General features: G+C 53.7%; 16 protein-coding genes. 12 read left to right on the forward strand and 4 right to left on the reverse strand.

The genetic code is table 11. The features are described 5' to 3' along the window. Positions 1 to 91: 91 nt before the first annotated feature. Together rcsB and rcsD are read right to left on the reverse strand one after the other, a co-directional pair. The gene (gene rcsB, locus OLG56_RS07495; protein WP_001061919.1) at positions 92 to 742 is read right to left on the reverse strand and encodes a response regulator transcription factor RcsB; all 651 of its coding nucleotides are present in this window, start codon (positions 740 to 742) and stop codon (positions 92 to 94) included. 16 nt (positions 743 to 758) lie between these two features. Further along, a complete protein-coding gene (gene rcsD, locus OLG56_RS07500; protein ID WP_000083201.1) occupies positions 759 to 3,428 on the reverse strand; it encodes a phosphotransferase RcsD in 2,670 nt (889 codons plus the stop codon). Positions 3,429 to 4,155: 727 nt separating this feature from the next. Here rcsD and OLG56_RS07505 point away from each other — a divergent pair. From OLG56_RS07505 to OLG56_RS07525, 5 genes are all read left to right on the forward strand, one after another. Then, positions 4,156 to 5,292, forward strand: coding sequence for a porin OmpC (locus tag OLG56_RS07505; protein WP_000865520.1), 1,137 nt, complete (start codon positions 4,156 to 4,158; stop codon positions 5,290 to 5,292). 114 nt (positions 5,293 to 5,406) lie between these two features. Further along, complete coding sequence (apbE, locus tag OLG56_RS07510; protein WP_061377314.1) at positions 5,407 to 6,459, forward strand: FAD:protein FMN transferase ApbE; 1,053 nt, start codon at positions 5,407 to 5,409, stop codon at positions 6,457 to 6,459. 80 nt (positions 6,460 to 6,539) lie between these two features. Beyond that, complete coding sequence (ada, locus tag OLG56_RS07515) at positions 6,540 to 7,601, forward strand: bifunctional DNA-binding transcriptional regulator/O6-methylguanine-DNA methyltransferase Ada (RefSeq protein ID WP_031607648.1); 1,062 nt, start codon at positions 6,540 to 6,542, stop codon at positions 7,599 to 7,601. A 2-nt stretch (positions 7,602 to 7,603) separates the two neighbouring features. Beyond that, positions 7,604 to 8,254, forward strand: a complete 651-nt coding sequence (gene alkB / locus OLG56_RS07520; protein ID WP_061377315.1) for a DNA oxidative demethylase AlkB — start codon at positions 7,604 to 7,606, stop codon at positions 8,252 to 8,254. Between the two features lie 75 nt (positions 8,255 to 8,329). Continuing rightward, positions 8,330 to 9,973, forward strand: a complete 1,644-nt coding sequence (locus OLG56_RS07525; protein ID WP_000421586.1) for a multidrug ABC transporter permease/ATP-binding protein — start codon at positions 8,330 to 8,332, stop codon at positions 9,971 to 9,973. A gap of 208 nt (positions 9,974 to 10,181) precedes the next feature. Here OLG56_RS07525 and eco read toward each other — a convergent pair whose 3' ends face one another. Together eco and yojO are read right to left on the reverse strand one after the other, a co-directional pair. After that, entirely contained in the window at positions 10,182 to 10,676 is a 495-nt protein-coding gene (gene eco / locus OLG56_RS07530) for a serine protease inhibitor ecotin (protein WP_001550295.1), read from the reverse strand. A 170-nt stretch (positions 10,677 to 10,846) separates the two neighbouring features. After that, positions 10,847 to 10,978: a protein YojO gene (gene yojO, locus OLG56_RS22285; RefSeq protein ID WP_001526368.1), complete on the reverse strand. Its 132-nt coding sequence runs from the start codon at positions 10,976 to 10,978 to the stop codon at positions 10,847 to 10,849. A gap of 111 nt (positions 10,979 to 11,089) precedes the next feature. On the opposite strand from yojO, the gene napF reads away from it, so the two are divergent. The 7 genes from napF (at position 11,090) to napC (ending at position 17,052) form a co-directional block, all read left to right on the forward strand. Continuing rightward, complete coding sequence (gene napF, locus OLG56_RS07535) at positions 11,090 to 11,581, forward strand: ferredoxin-type protein NapF (protein WP_000228072.1); 492 nt, start codon at positions 11,090 to 11,092, stop codon at positions 11,579 to 11,581. Continuing rightward, entirely contained in the window at positions 11,571 to 11,834 is a 264-nt protein-coding gene (gene napD, locus OLG56_RS07540; protein ID WP_001260058.1) for a chaperone NapD, read from the forward strand. The genes napF and napD overlap by 11 nt, the downstream gene beginning before the upstream one ends. Then, a complete protein-coding gene (napA, locus tag OLG56_RS07545) occupies positions 11,831 to 14,317 on the forward strand; it encodes a nitrate reductase catalytic subunit NapA (protein WP_000778099.1) in 2,487 nt (828 codons plus the stop codon). Before napD ends, napA begins: the two co-directional genes overlap by 4 nt. 6 nt (positions 14,318 to 14,323) lie before the next feature. Then, a complete protein-coding gene (gene napG / locus OLG56_RS07550) occupies positions 14,324 to 15,019 on the forward strand; it encodes a ferredoxin-type protein NapG (protein ID WP_000091679.1) in 696 nt (231 codons plus the stop codon). Beyond that, entirely contained in the window at positions 15,006 to 15,875 is an 870-nt protein-coding gene (gene napH / locus OLG56_RS07555) for a quinol dehydrogenase ferredoxin subunit NapH (protein ID WP_000013483.1), read from the forward strand. The genes napG and napH overlap by 14 nt, the downstream gene beginning before the upstream one ends. A gap of 115 nt (positions 15,876 to 15,990) precedes the next feature. Beyond that, on the forward strand, positions 15,991 to 16,440 hold the full coding sequence (napB, locus tag OLG56_RS07560) for a nitrate reductase cytochrome c-type subunit (RefSeq protein WP_000835182.1): 450 nt from the start codon (positions 15,991 to 15,993) through the stop codon (positions 16,438 to 16,440). A gap of 9 nt (positions 16,441 to 16,449) precedes the next feature. Then, positions 16,450 to 17,052, forward strand: coding sequence for a cytochrome c-type protein NapC (napC, locus tag OLG56_RS07565; RefSeq protein ID WP_000431778.1), 603 nt, complete (start codon positions 16,450 to 16,452; stop codon positions 17,050 to 17,052). Positions 17,053 to 17,066 lie beyond the last annotated feature (14 nt).

The following is a 17,066-nucleotide window of genomic DNA, read 5'->3' on the forward strand; positions in this document are numbered from 1 at the left end:
TGGCGGCGTCGCCTGTCCGGCCTGCAAAAGATGAGTCGACTGGTAGGCCTGATAAGCGTAGCGCCATCAGGCTGGGTAACGTAAAAGCGATTTATTCTTTGTCTGTCGGACTCAGGGTAACGGAAGAGAGATAGTTGAGCAGCGCGATATCATTCTCTACGCCCAGTTTCATCATCGCCGATTTCTTCTGGCTGCTGATGGTCTTAATGCTGCGGTTGAGCTTCTTGGCGATTTCGGTGACCAGGAAGCCCTCGGCGAACAGGCGTAATACTTCGCTCTCTTTTGGCGACAGGCGCTTGTCGCCGTAACCGCCTGCGCTGATTTTCTCCAGCAGACGAGAAACGCTTTCTGGGGTGAATTTTTTGCCTTTTTGCAGCGCGGCCAGCGCCTTAGGCAGATCGGTTGGCGCACCCTGCTTGAGTACGATCCCTTCAATATCAAGATCCAACACGGCGCTCAGGATCGCCGGATTGTTGTTCATGGTCAGAACGATAATAGACAGGCTCGGAAAATGACGCTTGATGTACTTGATCAAGGTGATCCCATCGCCGTATTTATCTCCCGGCATGGAGAGGTCAGTGATCAACACATGCGCATCTAATTTCGGCAGATTGTTGATCAATGCTGTGGAATCTTCAAATTCGCCGACAACATTCACCCACTCGATTTGTTCAAGTGATTTGCGAATACCGAACAGTACAATCGGGTGGTCATCGGCAATAATTACGTTCATATTGTTCATGTATTGGGCTACCTTGCTACAGCAAGCTTTTGACGTAGGCGTCAATGTCGCTGATATATTTTTCTATACCTGGAGCATCTTTCTCACGAATCAGATGTTCCAGCGTTTCACATAACTGCTTGCCGGGTACCAGATTAAGCATGGCAAACACCCCTTTCAGGCGGTGGGCCGTTTGGGCCAGCGCAGCGAAATCGCTGGTTGCCGCCTCAGTATACAACCTCTTAACATCATCCGGTACTGTGTCTACAAATAGCGCATAATAGCCGCTGGCATGAAGCTCGGCATTTTCATCTCCGCCGAGCGGGGAGGCGGGAATCTCTTCCTGCGCCAGCTGCTCTTCGATAAGTTGTAGTACAGCTTCCTGCATAGCATTGCTCATATTAAAGTTGACGCGCAACTGACCCGGGCCAATTTTCCGCACGCCTGACTCATCATCGCTTAAAAGCAAGCCCGAGGCAGTAAGATTAGACGGATTATCCGTTAAAAAGAGATCATATTCTTGACTTATCTGCCTTTCATCCGGCGTGATGCAGGTGGCGCCCCAGTTTTCTAACTGACGCAGCACAATCGCGCGAACCTCGTTGGACGTCACATCGACCATCACGCTCACGTCGTCCAGCAGGCGCTCTTCGACCTGAGTATGCTGATCGTGAGGAAGCATTTTGACATGAACGGTATAGCGCGTGCCCAGCGTTTCCCGCGCTTTAATGTTGAGATGACCGCCCAGTTTGCGCGCCAGTTGATTGCACAGCCAGAAGGTGAGCGGATTCGCTTTGCCGTAACGGTCGCCCTGCGTTTCATTCATATACGGGAAATGCAGATTATCAATCTCGTTTAACGTCACGCCTTCGCCCGTATCCAGAATACGGAAAGTCAGACGCTCCGCGATAGATTCATCTTGCTCGACTTCAAGCGTAATTTTACCCATAGCGGTCGTCGTGACGGCATACTGAATCAACAGCAGCAAAATCCGGCGCAGGGCGTCGCGATCGCCCCAGCGTTCATCGTTGCCGCTAAGATGGTTATTAATCAGCAGTTGCAGCCCTTTACGCTTAATGGCGGGCAGCACTTCCGGCACGACTTCGTCAATAAGATCCTGCAGGGAGAACAGCGTTGCTTCGCTCTTCCATGCGTCATTTTCCAGCATATTCGCCAGTTGGATTTCATCGATCATACGTACCAATACATCCGCCTGATCCGCCAGTTTCAGGCTTTCCGGCGTGGTGACTGCCGCGGCGTTAACCGCCAGTTGGCGTACGGGCTCTTTAAGCGTGTTGCTGATATTTTGCATAAAGGCGGCGCGGCCCTGCTGATTCTTCTCATACAAACGCTGCGCCTGTTTAAGCTTCTTATTCACCAGCACTTCCCGGTCCTGATCGCGAATAATAAAGATCTGCGTGCGGGGGGCGATCTGGCTGCGAAACAGACGGATCTCATACAGTTCGTTATTAATTGTCGCCTGAATCACGCCCTGATGCTGTTCCGCCATGCTGGTAATATTTTGCAGGTTAAGATGCGGCAACAGATGATCGGCGATTTTATTGCTGATCACGGTGCGGTTTCCTTCCTGATCGTAGACCAGCAGACCCAGCGGCAGCAGAGAAACGATCTCTTCATTAATGGCGCGTAAGACGCGAAGCTCGTTATTCGCCGCGTTGCCGGATGTCGATTCCGTCGACCGTCCCGGCTGATGACGGAACGTGGCGTAGCCAAATAACGCCAACGCCAGCAGCCCGATGTTCAGCAGTAAAGGCAGCAGAATATTTTGCAACGTATCAAGCAAAAGCGTACCGAACGGTACCTGCCAGATCAGGCGCATTCCGGTAGAGTTAAGCGCTGAGGAGATCTCAATTTTTGAACCGTTAAAGCTAATCGTGACGCTATCAGGCGCTTCCTTTTCACTGCTTCGCCCCGTCGCCTGGGTTGCGTCAGGCTCTATCCGAAAACTGTCCAGCGGCATTCCCGGCGGGATTAAATCATTAATGGGCAGATCAAACGCCACTACGGTCGCCAGATGTCCTGGCTGATTGAAGGTCGTGCGCAGCGTAAAATAGTGACCGTTTTGCCAGGCCAGTTTTCGCAATGAGGAGAAACTTTCGCGCTCATCCAGCGCATTCGCCTGCTGCAACATCTCTGCCCGGCGGGAATCGACGATATTGCCAATAGTGGACTCTTTAAAGCCGGAAGAGAGATCTTTCAACGGTAGGGTAGAGATAAGAATCAGGCTGTTATCCTGTCCGTTGAGGTAATACATTGACCACGGCACGTTTTCCGCGCCCCACAGCGTATCCAGATAAGTTGACATACGCTGCGTCATTTCCAGCGTGGCGCTGTCATGGGAACCGAAAATCAGCGCTTCAGTTTTACGTCGCGGCTTTTCAAGATAATACACATCCTGCTTCAGACGCGTTTCCTGAAGTCCTTCACCTGTCGATGGCGTAGTGGTCGCGGCGATGTTGTCATAAATTTGCCAGGTAACATACCGCCAGGTATCCACGCGTTTATGAATAGCGTGGGTAATATCGACAATTTGATAGCTTTTGTCTTTCAACCAGGCGTTGACGGCGCTCTGTACCATAACGCCCATCGTTACCAGCAGCACAATGATCAGCAATAAGAAGAAACGGGTAATGCTTCCCGGTAGAAGGGAGAATCGGGTAGAGACCGTTGTGTCAGACTGACTCATTTATGTTTACGACCTGTAAAAGCAACGCTGAAGGTGAAGGGCAGTATAAAGGGTAATGAATGAATTTCCAGACTCTTACGTCATGCCGGGCAACTTAACACGCGCTCCGTCGGCGGGACGGAAAAAGCGTACAACCTTCGCAGAACGGCACAAATATAAAGACTACTTATAAATGTTTAGCACTAAATATCAAGAAATTATTTGCTAATGTCTTACGAACGGTAGAGCAGCGAGAGTAGTGAATAACCGTGATAGTTTTAGGCAGGTAGCATAAATCTGCCGGGTGTGTCTGAAAAAGGGTAAAAAAAACCGAATGCGAAGCATCCGGTTGAAATAGGGGTAAACAGACATTCAGAAGTGAATGACGGTAATAAATAAAGTTAATGATGATAGCGGTCACTATTTTAGTTGCGAATGAAGATTCTGTTTTATCATTCAGTGCTATGAATTTCATCAATTTAACCCATTGATTTTAAAAGTCTCGTGAATATATTTTGTCTATTTGTGCTTATTTTTACTTGATTTTTGCTTTAAAAAAGTTCCGTAAAATTCATATTTTGAAACATCTATGTAGATAACTGTAACATCTTAAAAGTTTTAGTATCATATTCGTGTTGGATTATTCTGTATTTTTGCGGAGAATGGACTTGCCGACTGGTTAATGAGGGTTAACCAGTAAGCAGTGGCATAAAAAAGCAATAAAGGCATATAACAGAGGGTTAATAACATGAAAGTTAAAGTACTGTCCCTCCTGGTACCAGCTCTGCTGGTGGCAGGCGCAGCGAATGCGGCTGAAATTTATAATAAAGACGGCAACAAATTAGACCTGTTTGGTAAAGTTGATGGCCTGCACTACTTCTCTGACGACAAAGGCAGCGACGGCGACCAGACCTACATGCGTATCGGCTTCAAAGGCGAAACGCAGGTTAACGATCAGCTGACCGGTTATGGCCAGTGGGAATATCAGATTCAGGGCAACCAGACTGAAGGCAGCAACGACTCCTGGACGCGTGTGGCGTTTGCGGGTCTGAAATTCGCTGACGCAGGTTCCTTCGATTATGGTCGTAACTACGGCGTAACCTATGACGTGACCTCCTGGACCGACGTTCTGCCGGAGTTCGGCGGCGACACCTACGGCGCTGACAACTTTATGCAGCAACGTGGTAACGGCTATGCCACTTACCGTAACACCGACTTCTTCGGCCTGGTGGATGGTCTGGACTTCGCGTTACAGTATCAGGGCAAAAACGGCAGCGTGAGCGGTGAAAACACCAACGGTCGCAGCCTGCTGAACCAGAACGGCGACGGTTACGGCGGATCGCTGACTTATGCAATCGGCGAAGGCTTCTCTGTCGGTGGCGCTATCACCACGTCTAAACGTACTGCCGATCAGAACAACACCGCTGACGCTCGCCTGTATGGTAACGGCGATCGCGCTACGGTCTACACCGGCGGCCTGAAATACGATGCGAACAACATCTATCTGGCAGCGCAGTATTCTCAGACCTATAACGCAACCCGTTTTGGTACCTCTAACGGCAACAATAAGTCCGACTCTTACGGTTTTGCCAACAAAGCGCAGAACTTTGAAGTGGTTGCTCAGTACCAGTTCGACTTTGGTCTGCGTCCGTCTGTGGCTTACCTGCAGTCTAAAGGTAAGGACATCAGCAACGGCTACGGCGCCAGCTATGGCGACCAGGACATCGTAAAATATGTTGATGTCGGCGCGACTTACTACTTCAACAAAAACATGTCCACCTATGTTGATTACAAAATCAACCTGCTGGATAAAAACGACTTTACCCGCGATGCGGGCATCAACACCGACGACATCGTAGCGCTGGGTCTGGTTTACCAGTTCTAATCAGCAAAAGATGTTGCTAAAGGGCCTGCGGGCCCTTTTTTCATGCCTTATTCCGGCGTACAAATACGACGTTTTGATATACGCTTGCGTCCATTCGAATGAGGATAAACAGCGATGAAAATGACTTTTTGCCGGGCCGTGTGTCTGGCGGCGGCTTTTCTACTTATGGGCTGCGATGAGGCTCACGAAACGACAACAGCGTCACCTGCCGCTCAGGTGCTGGAAGGTAAAACGATGGGGACCCTCTGGCGGGTGAGCGTGGTTGGTATCGATGCGAAACGCGCCGCAGAGCTACAGACTAAAATCCAGACTCAGCTTGATGCTGATGATTGGTTGCTTTCTACCTATAAAAATGACTCCGCGCTGATGCGTTTTAACCATTCACGCAGCCTTGCGCCCTGGCCGGTCAGCGAAGCCATGGCGGATATCGTGACCTCGGCGCTACGTATTGGCGCGAAGACGGACGGCGCTATGGATATCACCGTGGGCCCGCTGGTCAATCTGTGGGGGTTTGGGCCGGATCGGCAGCCGCTGCATATCCCAACACCAGCACAAATCGATGCGGCAAAAGCGAAAACAGGCCTGCAACACTTGCAGGTTATCGACAGGGCTGGGCATCAATTTTTGCAAAAAGATCTGCCGGATCTTTATGTTGATCTCTCCACGGTCGGGGAAGGCTATGCGGCGGATCATCTGGCGCGTCTGATGGAGCAGGAGGGCATTGCGCGTTATCTGGTCTCGGTGGGCGGCGCATTAAGCAGTCGCGGGATGAATGCGCAAGGGCTGCCGTGGCGCGTCGCGATTCAGAAGCCGACCGACCGGGAAAACGCGGTGCAGGCGATTGTGGATATCAACGGGCATGGCATCAGCACCTCCGGCAGCTACCGTAACTATTATGAGCTGGATGGCAAGCGTGTCTCGCACGTTATCGATCCGCAAACGGGGCGCCCCATTGAACACAACCTGGTATCGGTTACGGTCATTGCGCCAACGGCGCTGGAAGCGGACGGCTGGGACACCGGCCTGATGGTGCTTGGTACGCAAAAGGCGCAAGAGGTCGTGCGGCGGGAAGGGCTGGCGGTATTTATGATCATGAAAGAAGGTGAGGGCTTTAAAACCTGGATGTCGCCGCAGTTCAAAACGTTCCTGGTGAGCGATAAGAATTAAAACGCAAGATTACGGGTTTTTGTGGGCGGATTTACGGACACACTGCATGTAAGCAAGCACTATGCTTAATGAAGGAGTCTATGATGAAAAAAGCGTTACTTACCGATGATGAATGCTGGCTGCGGGTGCAGGCGCGCGATGCTAGCGCGGATGGGCGTTTCGTTTTTGCGGTGCGAACCACCGGCGTTTTTTGCCGCCCTTCTTGTCGCTCGAAGCGGGCGTTACGTAAAAATGTTCGCTTTTTTGCCAACGCGCAGCAGGCGCTGGACGCCGGTTTTCGCCCCTGCAAGCGCTGTCAGCCGGATAATGCGCGCGCGCAGCAACGGCAGTTGGATAAGATTGCCTGCGCCTGCCGTTTACTTGAGCAGGAGACGCCGGTGACGCTGGCGTCCCTGGCGCAGGCGGTGGCGATGAGTCCGTTTCATCTGCACCGTTTGTTTAAAGCGAGCACCGGCATGACGCCGAAAGGGTGGCAGCAGGCGTGGCGCGCCCGGCGGCTGCGTGAGGCGTTGGCGAAAGGAGAGCCGATCACGGCGGCTATTTACCGCGCCGGCTTCCCGGATAGCAGTAGCTACTACCGTCATGCCGACCAGACGCTGGGCATGACGGCAAAACAGTTTCGCAAAGGCGGCGATAATGTCTCCGTTCGCTATGCGCTGACGGACTGGGTTTACGGACGGTGCCTGGTGGCGGAGAGCGAGCGGGGGATTTGCGCGATTCTCCCCGGTGATAGCGACGACGCGCTACTGGCTGAATTACACACCCTGTTCCCGGCGGCCCGCCACGCACCTGCTGACGCGCTTTTTCAGCAACGGGTGCGGCAGGTTGTCGCGGCTATCAACACACGCGATGTGCTGCTCTCGTTGCCGCTGGATATTCAGGGAACCGCGTTTCAACAGCAGGTCTGGCAGGCGTTATGCGCGATTCCCTGCGGCGAAACCGTAAGCTATCAACAGCTTGCCGCGACTATCGGCAAACCCACGGCAGTACGCGCGGTCGCCAGCGCGTGCGGCGCGAATAAACTGGCGATGGTGATCCCGTGTCATCGGGTCGTGCGTCGTGATGGCGCGCTCTCCGGTTATCGTTGGGGCGTGCGTCGAAAAGCGCAGCTATTAAAGCGAGAAGCGCAAAAAGAGGAGTAGCAATGCTGGATCTATTTGCTGATGAAGCGCCCTGGCAAGAGCCCCTGGCGCCTGGCGCGGTGGTGTTGCGCCGCTTTGCGTTTCGCGCGGCGCAGTCGCTATTAGACGATATCGGGTTTGTCGCCAGTCAGTCTCCGTTTCGTCAGATGGTGACGCCGGGCGGCTACACCATGTCGGTGGCGATGACCAACTGCGGCGCGTTAGGGTGGACCACCGATCGTCACGGTTATTGTTATGCCGTGCGCGATCCGTTGACCGATAAACCCTGGCCTGCGCTGCCGTTATCGTTTGCCAGCGTATGTCGTCAGGCGGCAATCGCGGCAGGGTATGCGAGCTTCCAACCGGACGCCTGCCTGATCAATCGCTACGCGCCCGGCGCAAAACTGTCGCTGCATCAGGATAAAGACGAGCCGGATCTGCGCGCGCCTATCGTCTCAGTTTCGTTGGGGGTGCCGGCGATTTTTCAGTTTGGCGGCCTGCGTCGCAGCGATCCGCCCCAGCGGATCTTACTGGAGCATGGCGATATCGTGGTCTGGGGCGGCGAGTCCCGGCTGTTTTATCATGGTATCCAGCCGCTTAAAGCGGGCTTTCATCCCATGACCGGTGAATTTCGTTACAATCTCACCTTCCGTCAGGCGGCTGAAAAAGAATAAAAATAAGAATTATTATTGCTGTGCAGGTGGAGTTAGTTAAACTGCGGGCTGTTATTATCGGTCCGGGTTGTATGCATGGAACTTCTTATTCTTGTCTGGCGGCAGTACCGCTGGCCATTTATTAGCGTGATGGCGCTGAGCCTCGCCAGCGCGGCGCTGGGGATTGGCCTGATCGCGTTTATCAATCAGCGCCTGATTGAAACGGTGGACACCACCGTCATGGTGCTGCCGGAATTTCTCGGTCTGCTCCTGTTGCTAATGGTTGTCACATTAGGTTCCCAACTGGCGCTTACCACTCTGGGACACCATTTCGTTTACCGCCTGCGCAGCGAATTTATCAAGCGCATTCTGGATACGCACGTTGAACGTATTGAGCAACTGGGCAGCGCCTCTTTACTGGCCGGTCTGACCAGCGATATTCGCAATATTACTATCGCCTTTGTGCGTCTGCCTGAGCTGGTACAGGGCATTATCCTCACCGTCGGCTCGGCGGCGTATCTGGCGATGCTATCGACAAAAATGCTGCTGGTTACGGCTATCTGGATGGCGGTCACTATCTGGGGCGGATTTGTGCTGGTGGCGCGGGTTTACCAGCATATGGCGACCCTGCGCGAGACCGAAGATAAGCTGTACAACGACTATCAGACGGTGCTGGAAGGACGCAAAGAGCTGACGCTAAACCGCGAGCGTGCGGAGCAGATTTTTCAGCAATGCTATATCCCGGACGCCAAAGAGTACCGTTATCACATTATCCGTGCCGATACTTTTCACCTGAGCGCCGTCAACTGGTCGAATATCATGATGCTGGGGGCGATAGGCCTGGTCTTCTGGATGGCGAATAGTCTCGGCTGGGCGGATACTAACGTCGCGGCGACCTATTCACTGACGTTGCTGTTCCTGCGCACGCCGCTGCTGTCTGCGGTGGGGGCGTTGCCAACGCTACTGACCGCCCAGGTGGCGTTTAATAAACTGAATAAATTCGCGCTCGCCCCGTATAAGCCTGATTTTCCACAGCCGAAAGCCTTTCCCGACTGGAAGACGCTGGAGCTGCGCAACGTGGTTTTCCACTATCAGGATAACGCGTTTTCCGTGGGGCCCATCAACCTGACGATTCACCGCGGCGAACTGCTGTTTTTAATTGGCGGCAACGGTAGCGGGAAATCGACGCTGGCCATGTTATTGACCGGTTTATACCAGCCGCAATCGGGAACGATTTTACTTGATGGTCAACCTATTGCCGCCGGGCAGCCGGAAGATTATCGCAAACTGTTTTCTGCGGTGTTTACCGATGTGTGGTTATTCGACCGCCTGCTGGGGCCGCAGGGGAAACCCGCCAATCCCGCGCTGGTCGAAAAGTGGCTTGAGCACCTGAAAATGACGCACAAGCTGGAGCTAAACGATGGGCGCATCTTGAATCTTAAACTGTCGAAAGGGCAAAAAAAGCGCATTGCGCTACTGCTGGCGCTGGCGGAAGAGCGCGATATTATTTTGCTGGATGAGTGGGCCGCCGATCAGGACCCGCATTTCCGCCGGGAGTTTTATCAGGTACTGTTGCCGTTAATGCAGGAAATGGGCAAAACCATTTTCGCCATCAGCCATGATGATCACTATTTTATTCATGCCGATCGTCTGCTTGAAATGCGCAACGGACAGCTAACCGAACTCACCGGCGACGAACGTGACGCCGCCTCGCGTGATGCGGTTGCGCGTACTGCGTAATGGACTATGGCGCCGGATGAACCACCTGATGGCAGCCCTACGTCCGCACGCGGGTAGGCCTGATAAGATGCCACGCGTCGCCACCAGGCATCGGGGTATTTTTTGCGGCGGGCGAGCGGATTTCCAGACGTGTTTTAAAAAGAACCCCGGAGCGCTGCGTGAGCCGGCGTGTTCAGATGCCCGGTAAGTGTGACCGGGCAGCGTAACATTATCGCGCGACGGCGTTCTGTACGTTAGCGTCCGCTTTCCAGATGCGGTATTTCACGTCTACATTCGCCGGGGTATACACCACGATCGGCAGCTTGCTGTTGTAGCGCAGCATCCCGTCTTCACCCAGCCAGGCGGTGACGAATTTTTGCTCTTTCTTACCTTCAGGGCAGGCCATCATGGTTGATACCGGAGAGGTGACGTTATCAAAGACATAATAGTCATAGCCCCAGCCTTCCAGCGTTTTTGTTTCCAGCGTGCCGCCGAGGCGATGCTGGTTACAATCCACATTCAGCGTTTGGCCAATCAACAGTTCCACTTTGAGGGTAGATTCATCCTGCTGAGGGGTAAGGGTTATCACTTGCCGCTTCATTCCTTTTTCCGCCTGCGGATAGGGGGCGATTTTCTCCAGCGGCTGGGCGGTATCGCTATTGTTAGCCCAGGCAGAGGCGCTGGCGAGGGCGGCGAAGACGACGGCAGGGACAAACATCTTCATTTGATTGTTCACAGTATTTCCTTTCTGCTGTTTTCGGTATGCACGGACAACAGATTAACACATTCATATTATCTATTAATCTGTATTTACTCATATTTTCAAGATTATTAATAAAATAGCGTCTTTTTATATAGTGGAATATTCCGATATTGATAATGTAAATGGAATTATCAGCTATTAGTGGTTTTCGTTATATAAATATCTATATAACTCATTGAAATGTGAGAAAAAGCACGTTTACGGGTCTTTACCCGGCACTCTTTTGATCCGGCAACAGCATTTACCTCTATCGGGGTATGCATCTCTTACACATCCTGAAATATCTTATTTACAAAAACAACTACTCATAAATTGTACGGTTTTTATTGGTATTCACTCCCTATGGAAGCGTGTCGTTATGGAAGGGCGATATCATGGTTGATTTATCCCGTCGAAGCATGTTGACCGGCAGTTGGCGCAACGCCAGCAATGGGATTCTTCCGCCGTGGGCCAGAGAAACAACCTATTTTCTCGCACATTGTCTGCGTTGCGACGCCTGCATCCAGGCGTGTGAGGCCGACATCCTGCAGCGAGGGACGGGGGGATATCCGAGCGTAGATTTCAAACGGGGCGAGTGCAGCTTTTGTTATGCCTGCGCGCAGGCTTGTACTGAATCGCTTTTTCTTCCGCGCCACACCAGGGCCTGGGATCTGATTTTTACACTCACGGAAAACTGCCTCGCCAGGCAATCGGTTGAATGCCATCGTTGCCAGGACAGTTGTGAACCTATGGCCATTACCTTTCGTCCCACGCTATCCGGCATTTACCAGCCGCAGCTTGACTCGCAGGCCTGTAACGGATGCGGGGCGTGTGTGGCTATCTGTCCCGTGTCAGCCATCAAAGCGGAGAACCACCATGCGCACTAACTGGCAGGTCTGTAGCCTGGTCGTGCAGGCCAAAAGTCAGAACATCGCCGCCATTGGCACACAGTTGAACACGTTGCCGGGTTGCGAAGTCGCGTTAAGCGACGTTGAAAGCGGGCAACTGATCGTGGTGGCGGAAGCAGATCAGAGTGAAACGCTGATGCAAACAATTGAGTCAGTACGCAATGTCGAGGGCGTACTGGCGGTGTCGCTGGTTTATCACCAGCAGGATGAGCAAGGTGAGGAAACACCATGAAACTCAGTCGTCGTAGCTTTATGAAAGCTAACGCCGTTGCGGCCGCTGCGGCGGCTGCCGGTCTGAGCGTGCCGGGCGTCGCCCGCGCCGTTGTCGGGCAGCAGGAAGCCATCAAATGGGATAAAGCGCCGTGCCGTTTTTGCGGAACGGGTTGCGGTGTGTTAGTGGGCACGCAGCAGGGCCGTGTGGTCGCCTGCCAGGGCGACCCCGACGCGCCGGTCAACCGTGGTCTGAACTGCATTAAAGGCTACTTCCTGCCCAAAATCATGTACGGTAAAGATCGTCTGACGCAGCCGATGCTGCGCATGAAAGACGGCAGCTATCACAAAGACGGCGAGTTTACGCCGGTGAGCTGGGAACAGGCCTTCGATGTGATGGAAGAGAAGTTTAAAACCTCTCTGAAAGAGAAAGGACCAGAAGCGATCGGCATGTTTGGGTCGGGTCAATGGACCATCTGGGAAGGCTATGCCGCCGCGAAACTGTTCAAGGCTGGTTTCCGCTCTAACAACATTGACCCGAATGCGCGTCACTGCATGGCCTCGGCGGTGGTGGGCTTTATGCGCACCTTTGGCATGGATGAACCGATGGGCTGCTACGACGATATTGAGCAGGCCGATGCGTTTGTGCTGTGGGGTTCCAACATGGCGGAGATGCACCCGATTTTATGGTCGCGCATCACTAACCGCCGTTTGTCCGACCCGAATGTGAAAGTCGCTGTCCTCTCCACCTTCCAGCACCGTAGCTTTGAGCTGGCGGACAACGGTATTGTCTTTACCCCGCAAAGCGATCTGGTGATCCTTAACTATATCGCGAATTACATTATTCAGAACAACGCGGTAAATCAGGATTTCTTCACAAAGCATGTGAATCTGCGTAAAGGGGCGACGGATATCGGCTACGGCTTACGCCCGACGCACCCGCTGGAAAAAGCGGCGAAGAATCCGGGCTCCGACGCTTCCGAGCCGATGAGCTTCGACGAGTATAAAGCCTTCGTGGCGGAATATACGCTGGACAAGACCGCTGAAATGACCGGCGTGCCGAAAGATCAACTGGAACAGTTGGCGCAGCTCTACGCCGATCCGAATAAGCGCGTGATCTCTTACTGGACGATGGGTTTTAACCAGCATACCCGCGGCGTGTGGGCGAATAACCTGGTTTACAACCTCCATCTGCTGACCGGAAAAATCTCCCAGCCTGGCTGCGGTCCTTTCTCGCTGACCGGCCAGCCTTCCGCCTGCGGTACGGCGCGTGAAGTGGGAACCTTCTCACACCGTCTGCCCGCAGACATGGTCGTGACGAACGAAAAACACCGCGATATCTGCGAAAAACACTGGCAGATCCCCGCTGGCACTATTCCGGCAAAAGTGGGTTTACACGCGGTGGCGCAGGATCGCGCGTTGAAAGACGGCAAGCTGAACGTCTACTGGGTAATGTGTAATAACAATATGCAGGCCGGGCCGAACATCAATGAAGATCGGATGCCGGGCTGGCGCGATCCGCGTAACTTCATCATTGTCTCCGATCCTTACCCGACGGTGAGCGCGCTGTCTGCGGATCTGATCCTGCCGACCGCCATGTGGGTTGAGAAAGAAGGCGCTTACGGCAACGCCGAACGCCGCACGCAGTTCTGGCGTCAGCAAATTAAAGCGCCGGGCGAAGCTAAATCCGACCTCTGGCAACTGGTGCAGTTCTCCCGTCGTTTTAAAACCGAGGAGGTCTGGCCGGAGGCGTTGCTGGCCCAGAAGCCGGAGCTGCGCGGTAAAACGCTGTATGACGTTCTGTTCGCCACGCCGGCGGTCAGCAAATTCCCGCTGAGCGAGCTGAAAGAGGAGCAGTTAAACGATGAGTCTCGTGAGCTGGGCTTCTATCTGCAAAAAGGGTTGTTTGAAGAATATGCCTGGTTTGGACGTGGCCATGGTCACGATCTGGCGCCGTTCGACGATTACCACAACGCGCGCGGTCTGCGCTGGCCGGTCGTCGAAGGCAAAGAGACGCAATGGCGTTACAGCGAAGGCAACGACCCGTATGTAAAAGCGGGGGAAGGGTACAAATTCTACGGTAAACCGGATGGCAAAGCGGTGATCTTCGCGCTGCCATTTGAACCCGCGGCGGAGTCGCCGGACAACGAGTACGATCTGTGGCTTTCCACCGGTCGCGTGCTGGAACACTGGCATACCGGCAGTATGACGCGCCGCGTGCCTGAATTGCATCGCGCCTTCCCGGAAGCGGTGGTCTTTATTCACCCGCTGGATGCGAAAGCGCGCGATCTGCGTCGTGGGGATAAGGTTAAAGTGTCGTCCCGCCGCGGCGAAGTGATTTCGATTGTCGAAACGCGTGGACGTAACCGTCCGCCGCAGGGACTGGTGTATATGCCGTTCTTCGATGCCGCTCAGCTAGTGAACAACCTGACGCTGGATGCGACGGACCCGCTCTCTAAAGAGACGGACTTCAAGAAGTGCGCCGTTAAGCTGGCGAAGGTGTAACGCGTTATGTCCCGTACAGCGAAACCCCAAAATGGCCGCCGCCGCTTTCTGCGTGATGTTGTGCGCACTGCGGGCGGGCTGGCGGCGGTTGGCGTGGCGCTGGGCTTGCAACAGCAAACCGCGCGCGCAACGGGCGTGCGGCTGCGTCCGCCTGGCGCGCTGAATGAAAATGTCTTCGCCAGCGCCTGTGTGCGCTGCGGGCAGTGCGTTCAGGCGTGTCCATACGACACGCTAAAACTGGCGACGCTGGCCTCCGGGCTATCGGCAGGTACGCCCTATTTTGTCGCTCGCGACATCCCCTGCGAAATGTGTGAAGACATTCCGTGCGCCAAAGTCTGCCCCAGCGGGGCGCTGAATAAAGATATCGCCTCCATTGATGATTCGCGCATGGGGCTGGCGGTGCTGCTGGATCAGGAAAACTGCCTCAACTTTCAGGGGCTGCGCTGCGACGTTTGTTACCGCGAATGCCCGAAAATCGATGAGGCCATCACGCTGGAGCTGGATCGCAACATGCGCACCGGCAAACATGCGCGCTTTCTGCCCACCGTACACAGCGACGCCTGTACCGGCTGCGGCAAATGCGAAAAAGTCTGCGTACTGGAGCAACCAGCGATAAAAGTGTTGCCGTTGTCATTGGCGAAAGGGGAGTTAGGACACCATTACCGCTTCGGCTGGCTGGAGGGGAAAGATGGCAAATCGTAAACGCGACGCCGGGCGAGAAGCGCTGGCGAAAAAAGGCTGGTGGCGTAGCCACCGCTGGCTGGTGTTACGTCGTATCAGCCAGTTTATGGTGCTGGGGATGTTTCTCAGCGGCCCGTGGCTGGGCTTTTGGGTTTTGCATGGCAACTACAGCAGTAGTTTGCTGTTCGATACCCTCCCGTTGACCGATCCGCTGATTACCCTGGAAAGTCTCGCCAGTGGACATCTTCCCGCTACCGTGGCGCTGACGGGAGCAGTGATTATCACTGTGCTGTATGCGCTGGCGGGAAAGCGATTATTTTGCAGTTGGGTTTGCCCGCTAAACCCCGTTACCGATTTGGCTAACTGGATGCGCAGGAAATTTGACCTGAACCAGTCTGCGACGATTCCACGCCATATACGGTACGTCCTTCTGGTGGTGGTGTTAATCGGTTCGGCGTTGACCGGCACGCTGCTGTGGGAATGGATTAATCCCGTGTCGCTGTTAGGCCGTAGTCTGGTTATGGGATTTAGTAGCGGCGCGTTTCTGATTATTGCTTTGTTTTTATTTGATTTATTAGTCGTTGAGCACGGTTGGTGCGGTCATATTTGCCCGATGGGCGCGCTGTATGGCGTGCTGGGCAGTAAAGGCGTAGTGACCGTGACGGCCAAAAAACGTGAGAAATGTAATCGCTGTATGGATTGTTTTCATGTTTGCCCGGAACCGCATGTGCTACGTGCGCCGGTGCTGGATGAGCAAAGCCCGGCGCAGGTCACTCACCGCGACTGCATGACCTGCGGTCGCTGTGTGGATGTCTGTTCTGAGGATGTTTTTACAATAACGATACACAACATCATTCGGGATGCATCGCGGCGGTAAGCGAGGAAATCCCCAGGAGCATAGATAACGATGTGACTGGGATTTTCGAGCGCAGCCAACAAAGAGGCAGCTCGAAGGATGAAGTGTAAATGCGATGGAGTTCGGGAGCGAAACAATGAAAAGCCATGACCTGATGAAAGCGCTGTGTCAATGGATGGCCACGCTTGCCCTGGTGGTAAGTGGTGCGGTTTGGGCGGCAAACGGAGTGGATCTGAGCCAGTCGCCGGAAGTATCCGGGACGCAGGAAGGGGCGATTCGTATGCCGAAAGAGCAGGAACGTATGCCGCTAAATTACGTCAACCAGCCGCCGATGATCCCGCACAGCGTCGAGGGCTACCAGGTGACGACCAATACCAACCGCTGTCTGCAATGCCACGGCGTGGAAAGTTATCGTACGACGGGCGCGCCGCGTATCAGCCCGACGCACTTTATGGACAGCGACGGTAAAGTGTCGGGCAACGTCGCGCCGCGTCGTTATTTCTGCCTGCAGTGCCACGTACCGCAGTCTGATACCGCGCCGATTATCGACAATACCTTTACCCCCTCGCAAGGTTACGGGAAATAAGAGGTCATTATGGAAAATTCTAACCGTAAACCTGGCTGGATAAAGCGCGTCTGGCGATGGTGGCGCAGCCCCAGCCGCCTGGCGCTGGGGACGCTGCTGTTAATCGGTTTTATCGGCGGCATCATCTTCTGGGGCGGCTTCAATACCGGAATGGAAAAGGCTAACACCGAAGAGTTTTGTATTAGCTGCCATGAAATGCGCAACACGGTGTATGAAGAATATATGGAAACCGTCCACTACAACAACCGTAGCGGCGTTCGTGCCACCTGTCCTGACTGCCATGTGCCGCATGAGTGGGGGCCGAAGATGATCCGTAAGATCAAAGCCAGTAAAGAGCTGTACGCGAAGGTATTTGGGCTGATAGATACACCGCAGAAATTTGAAGCTCATCGCCTGACAATGGCACAAAATGAGTGGCGGCGCATGAAAGACAACAACTCGCAGGAATGCCGTAACTGCCACAATTTCGACTTTATGGATCTGACCGCGCAAAAAGGCGTCGCGGCGAAAATGCACGATCAGGCGGTAAAAGATGGACAGACCTGTATCGATTGCCACAAAGGGATCGCGCATAAACTGCCGGATATGCGTGATGTTAAACCAGGTTTCTGACAGGACGTTGATGA

Origin of the sequence: Salmonella sp. 2018103 (genome assembly GCF_026247685.1) — a bacterium.
GTDB classification, from domain to species: Bacteria; Pseudomonadota; Gammaproteobacteria; order Enterobacterales; family Enterobacteriaceae; genus Salmonella; species Salmonella enterica.

Bases quoted from the DNA above. Each gene is read 5' to 3' on its own strand.
- rcsB (WP_001061919.1), bottom strand. From the start codon at position 742: ATGAACAATATGAACGTAATTATTGCCGATGACCACCCGATTGTACTG.
- rcsD (WP_000083201.1), bottom strand. From the start codon at position 3,428: ATGAGTCAGTCTGACACAACGGTCTCTACCCGATTCTCCCTTCTACCG.
- OLG56_RS07505 (WP_000865520.1), top strand. From the start codon at position 4,156: ATGAAAGTTAAAGTACTGTCCCTCCTGGTACCAGCTCTGCTGGTGGCA.
- apbE (WP_061377314.1), top strand. From the start codon at position 5,407: ATGAAAATGACTTTTTGCCGGGCCGTGTGTCTGGCGGCGGCTTTTCTA.
- ada (WP_031607648.1), top strand. From the start codon at position 6,540: ATGATGAAAAAAGCGTTACTTACCGATGATGAATGCTGGCTGCGGGTG.
- alkB (WP_061377315.1), top strand. From the start codon at position 7,604: ATGCTGGATCTATTTGCTGATGAAGCGCCCTGGCAAGAGCCCCTGGCG.
- OLG56_RS07525 (WP_000421586.1), top strand. From the start codon at position 8,330: ATGGAACTTCTTATTCTTGTCTGGCGGCAGTACCGCTGGCCATTTATT.
- eco (WP_001550295.1), bottom strand. From the start codon at position 10,676: ATGAAGATGTTTGTCCCTGCCGTCGTCTTCGCCGCCCTCGCCAGCGCC.
- yojO (WP_001526368.1), bottom strand. From the start codon at position 10,978: ATGCATACCCCGATAGAGGTAAATGCTGTTGCCGGATCAAAAGAGTGC.
- napF (WP_000228072.1), top strand. From the start codon at position 11,090: ATGGTTGATTTATCCCGTCGAAGCATGTTGACCGGCAGTTGGCGCAAC.
- napD (WP_001260058.1), top strand. From the start codon at position 11,571: ATGCGCACTAACTGGCAGGTCTGTAGCCTGGTCGTGCAGGCCAAAAGT.
- napA (WP_000778099.1), top strand. From the start codon at position 11,831: ATGAAACTCAGTCGTCGTAGCTTTATGAAAGCTAACGCCGTTGCGGCC.
- napG (WP_000091679.1), top strand. From the start codon at position 14,324: ATGTCCCGTACAGCGAAACCCCAAAATGGCCGCCGCCGCTTTCTGCGT.
- napH (WP_000013483.1), top strand. From the start codon at position 15,006: ATGGCAAATCGTAAACGCGACGCCGGGCGAGAAGCGCTGGCGAAAAAA.
- napB (WP_000835182.1), top strand. From the start codon at position 15,991: ATGAAAAGCCATGACCTGATGAAAGCGCTGTGTCAATGGATGGCCACG.
- napC (WP_000431778.1), top strand. From the start codon at position 16,450: ATGGAAAATTCTAACCGTAAACCTGGCTGGATAAAGCGCGTCTGGCGA.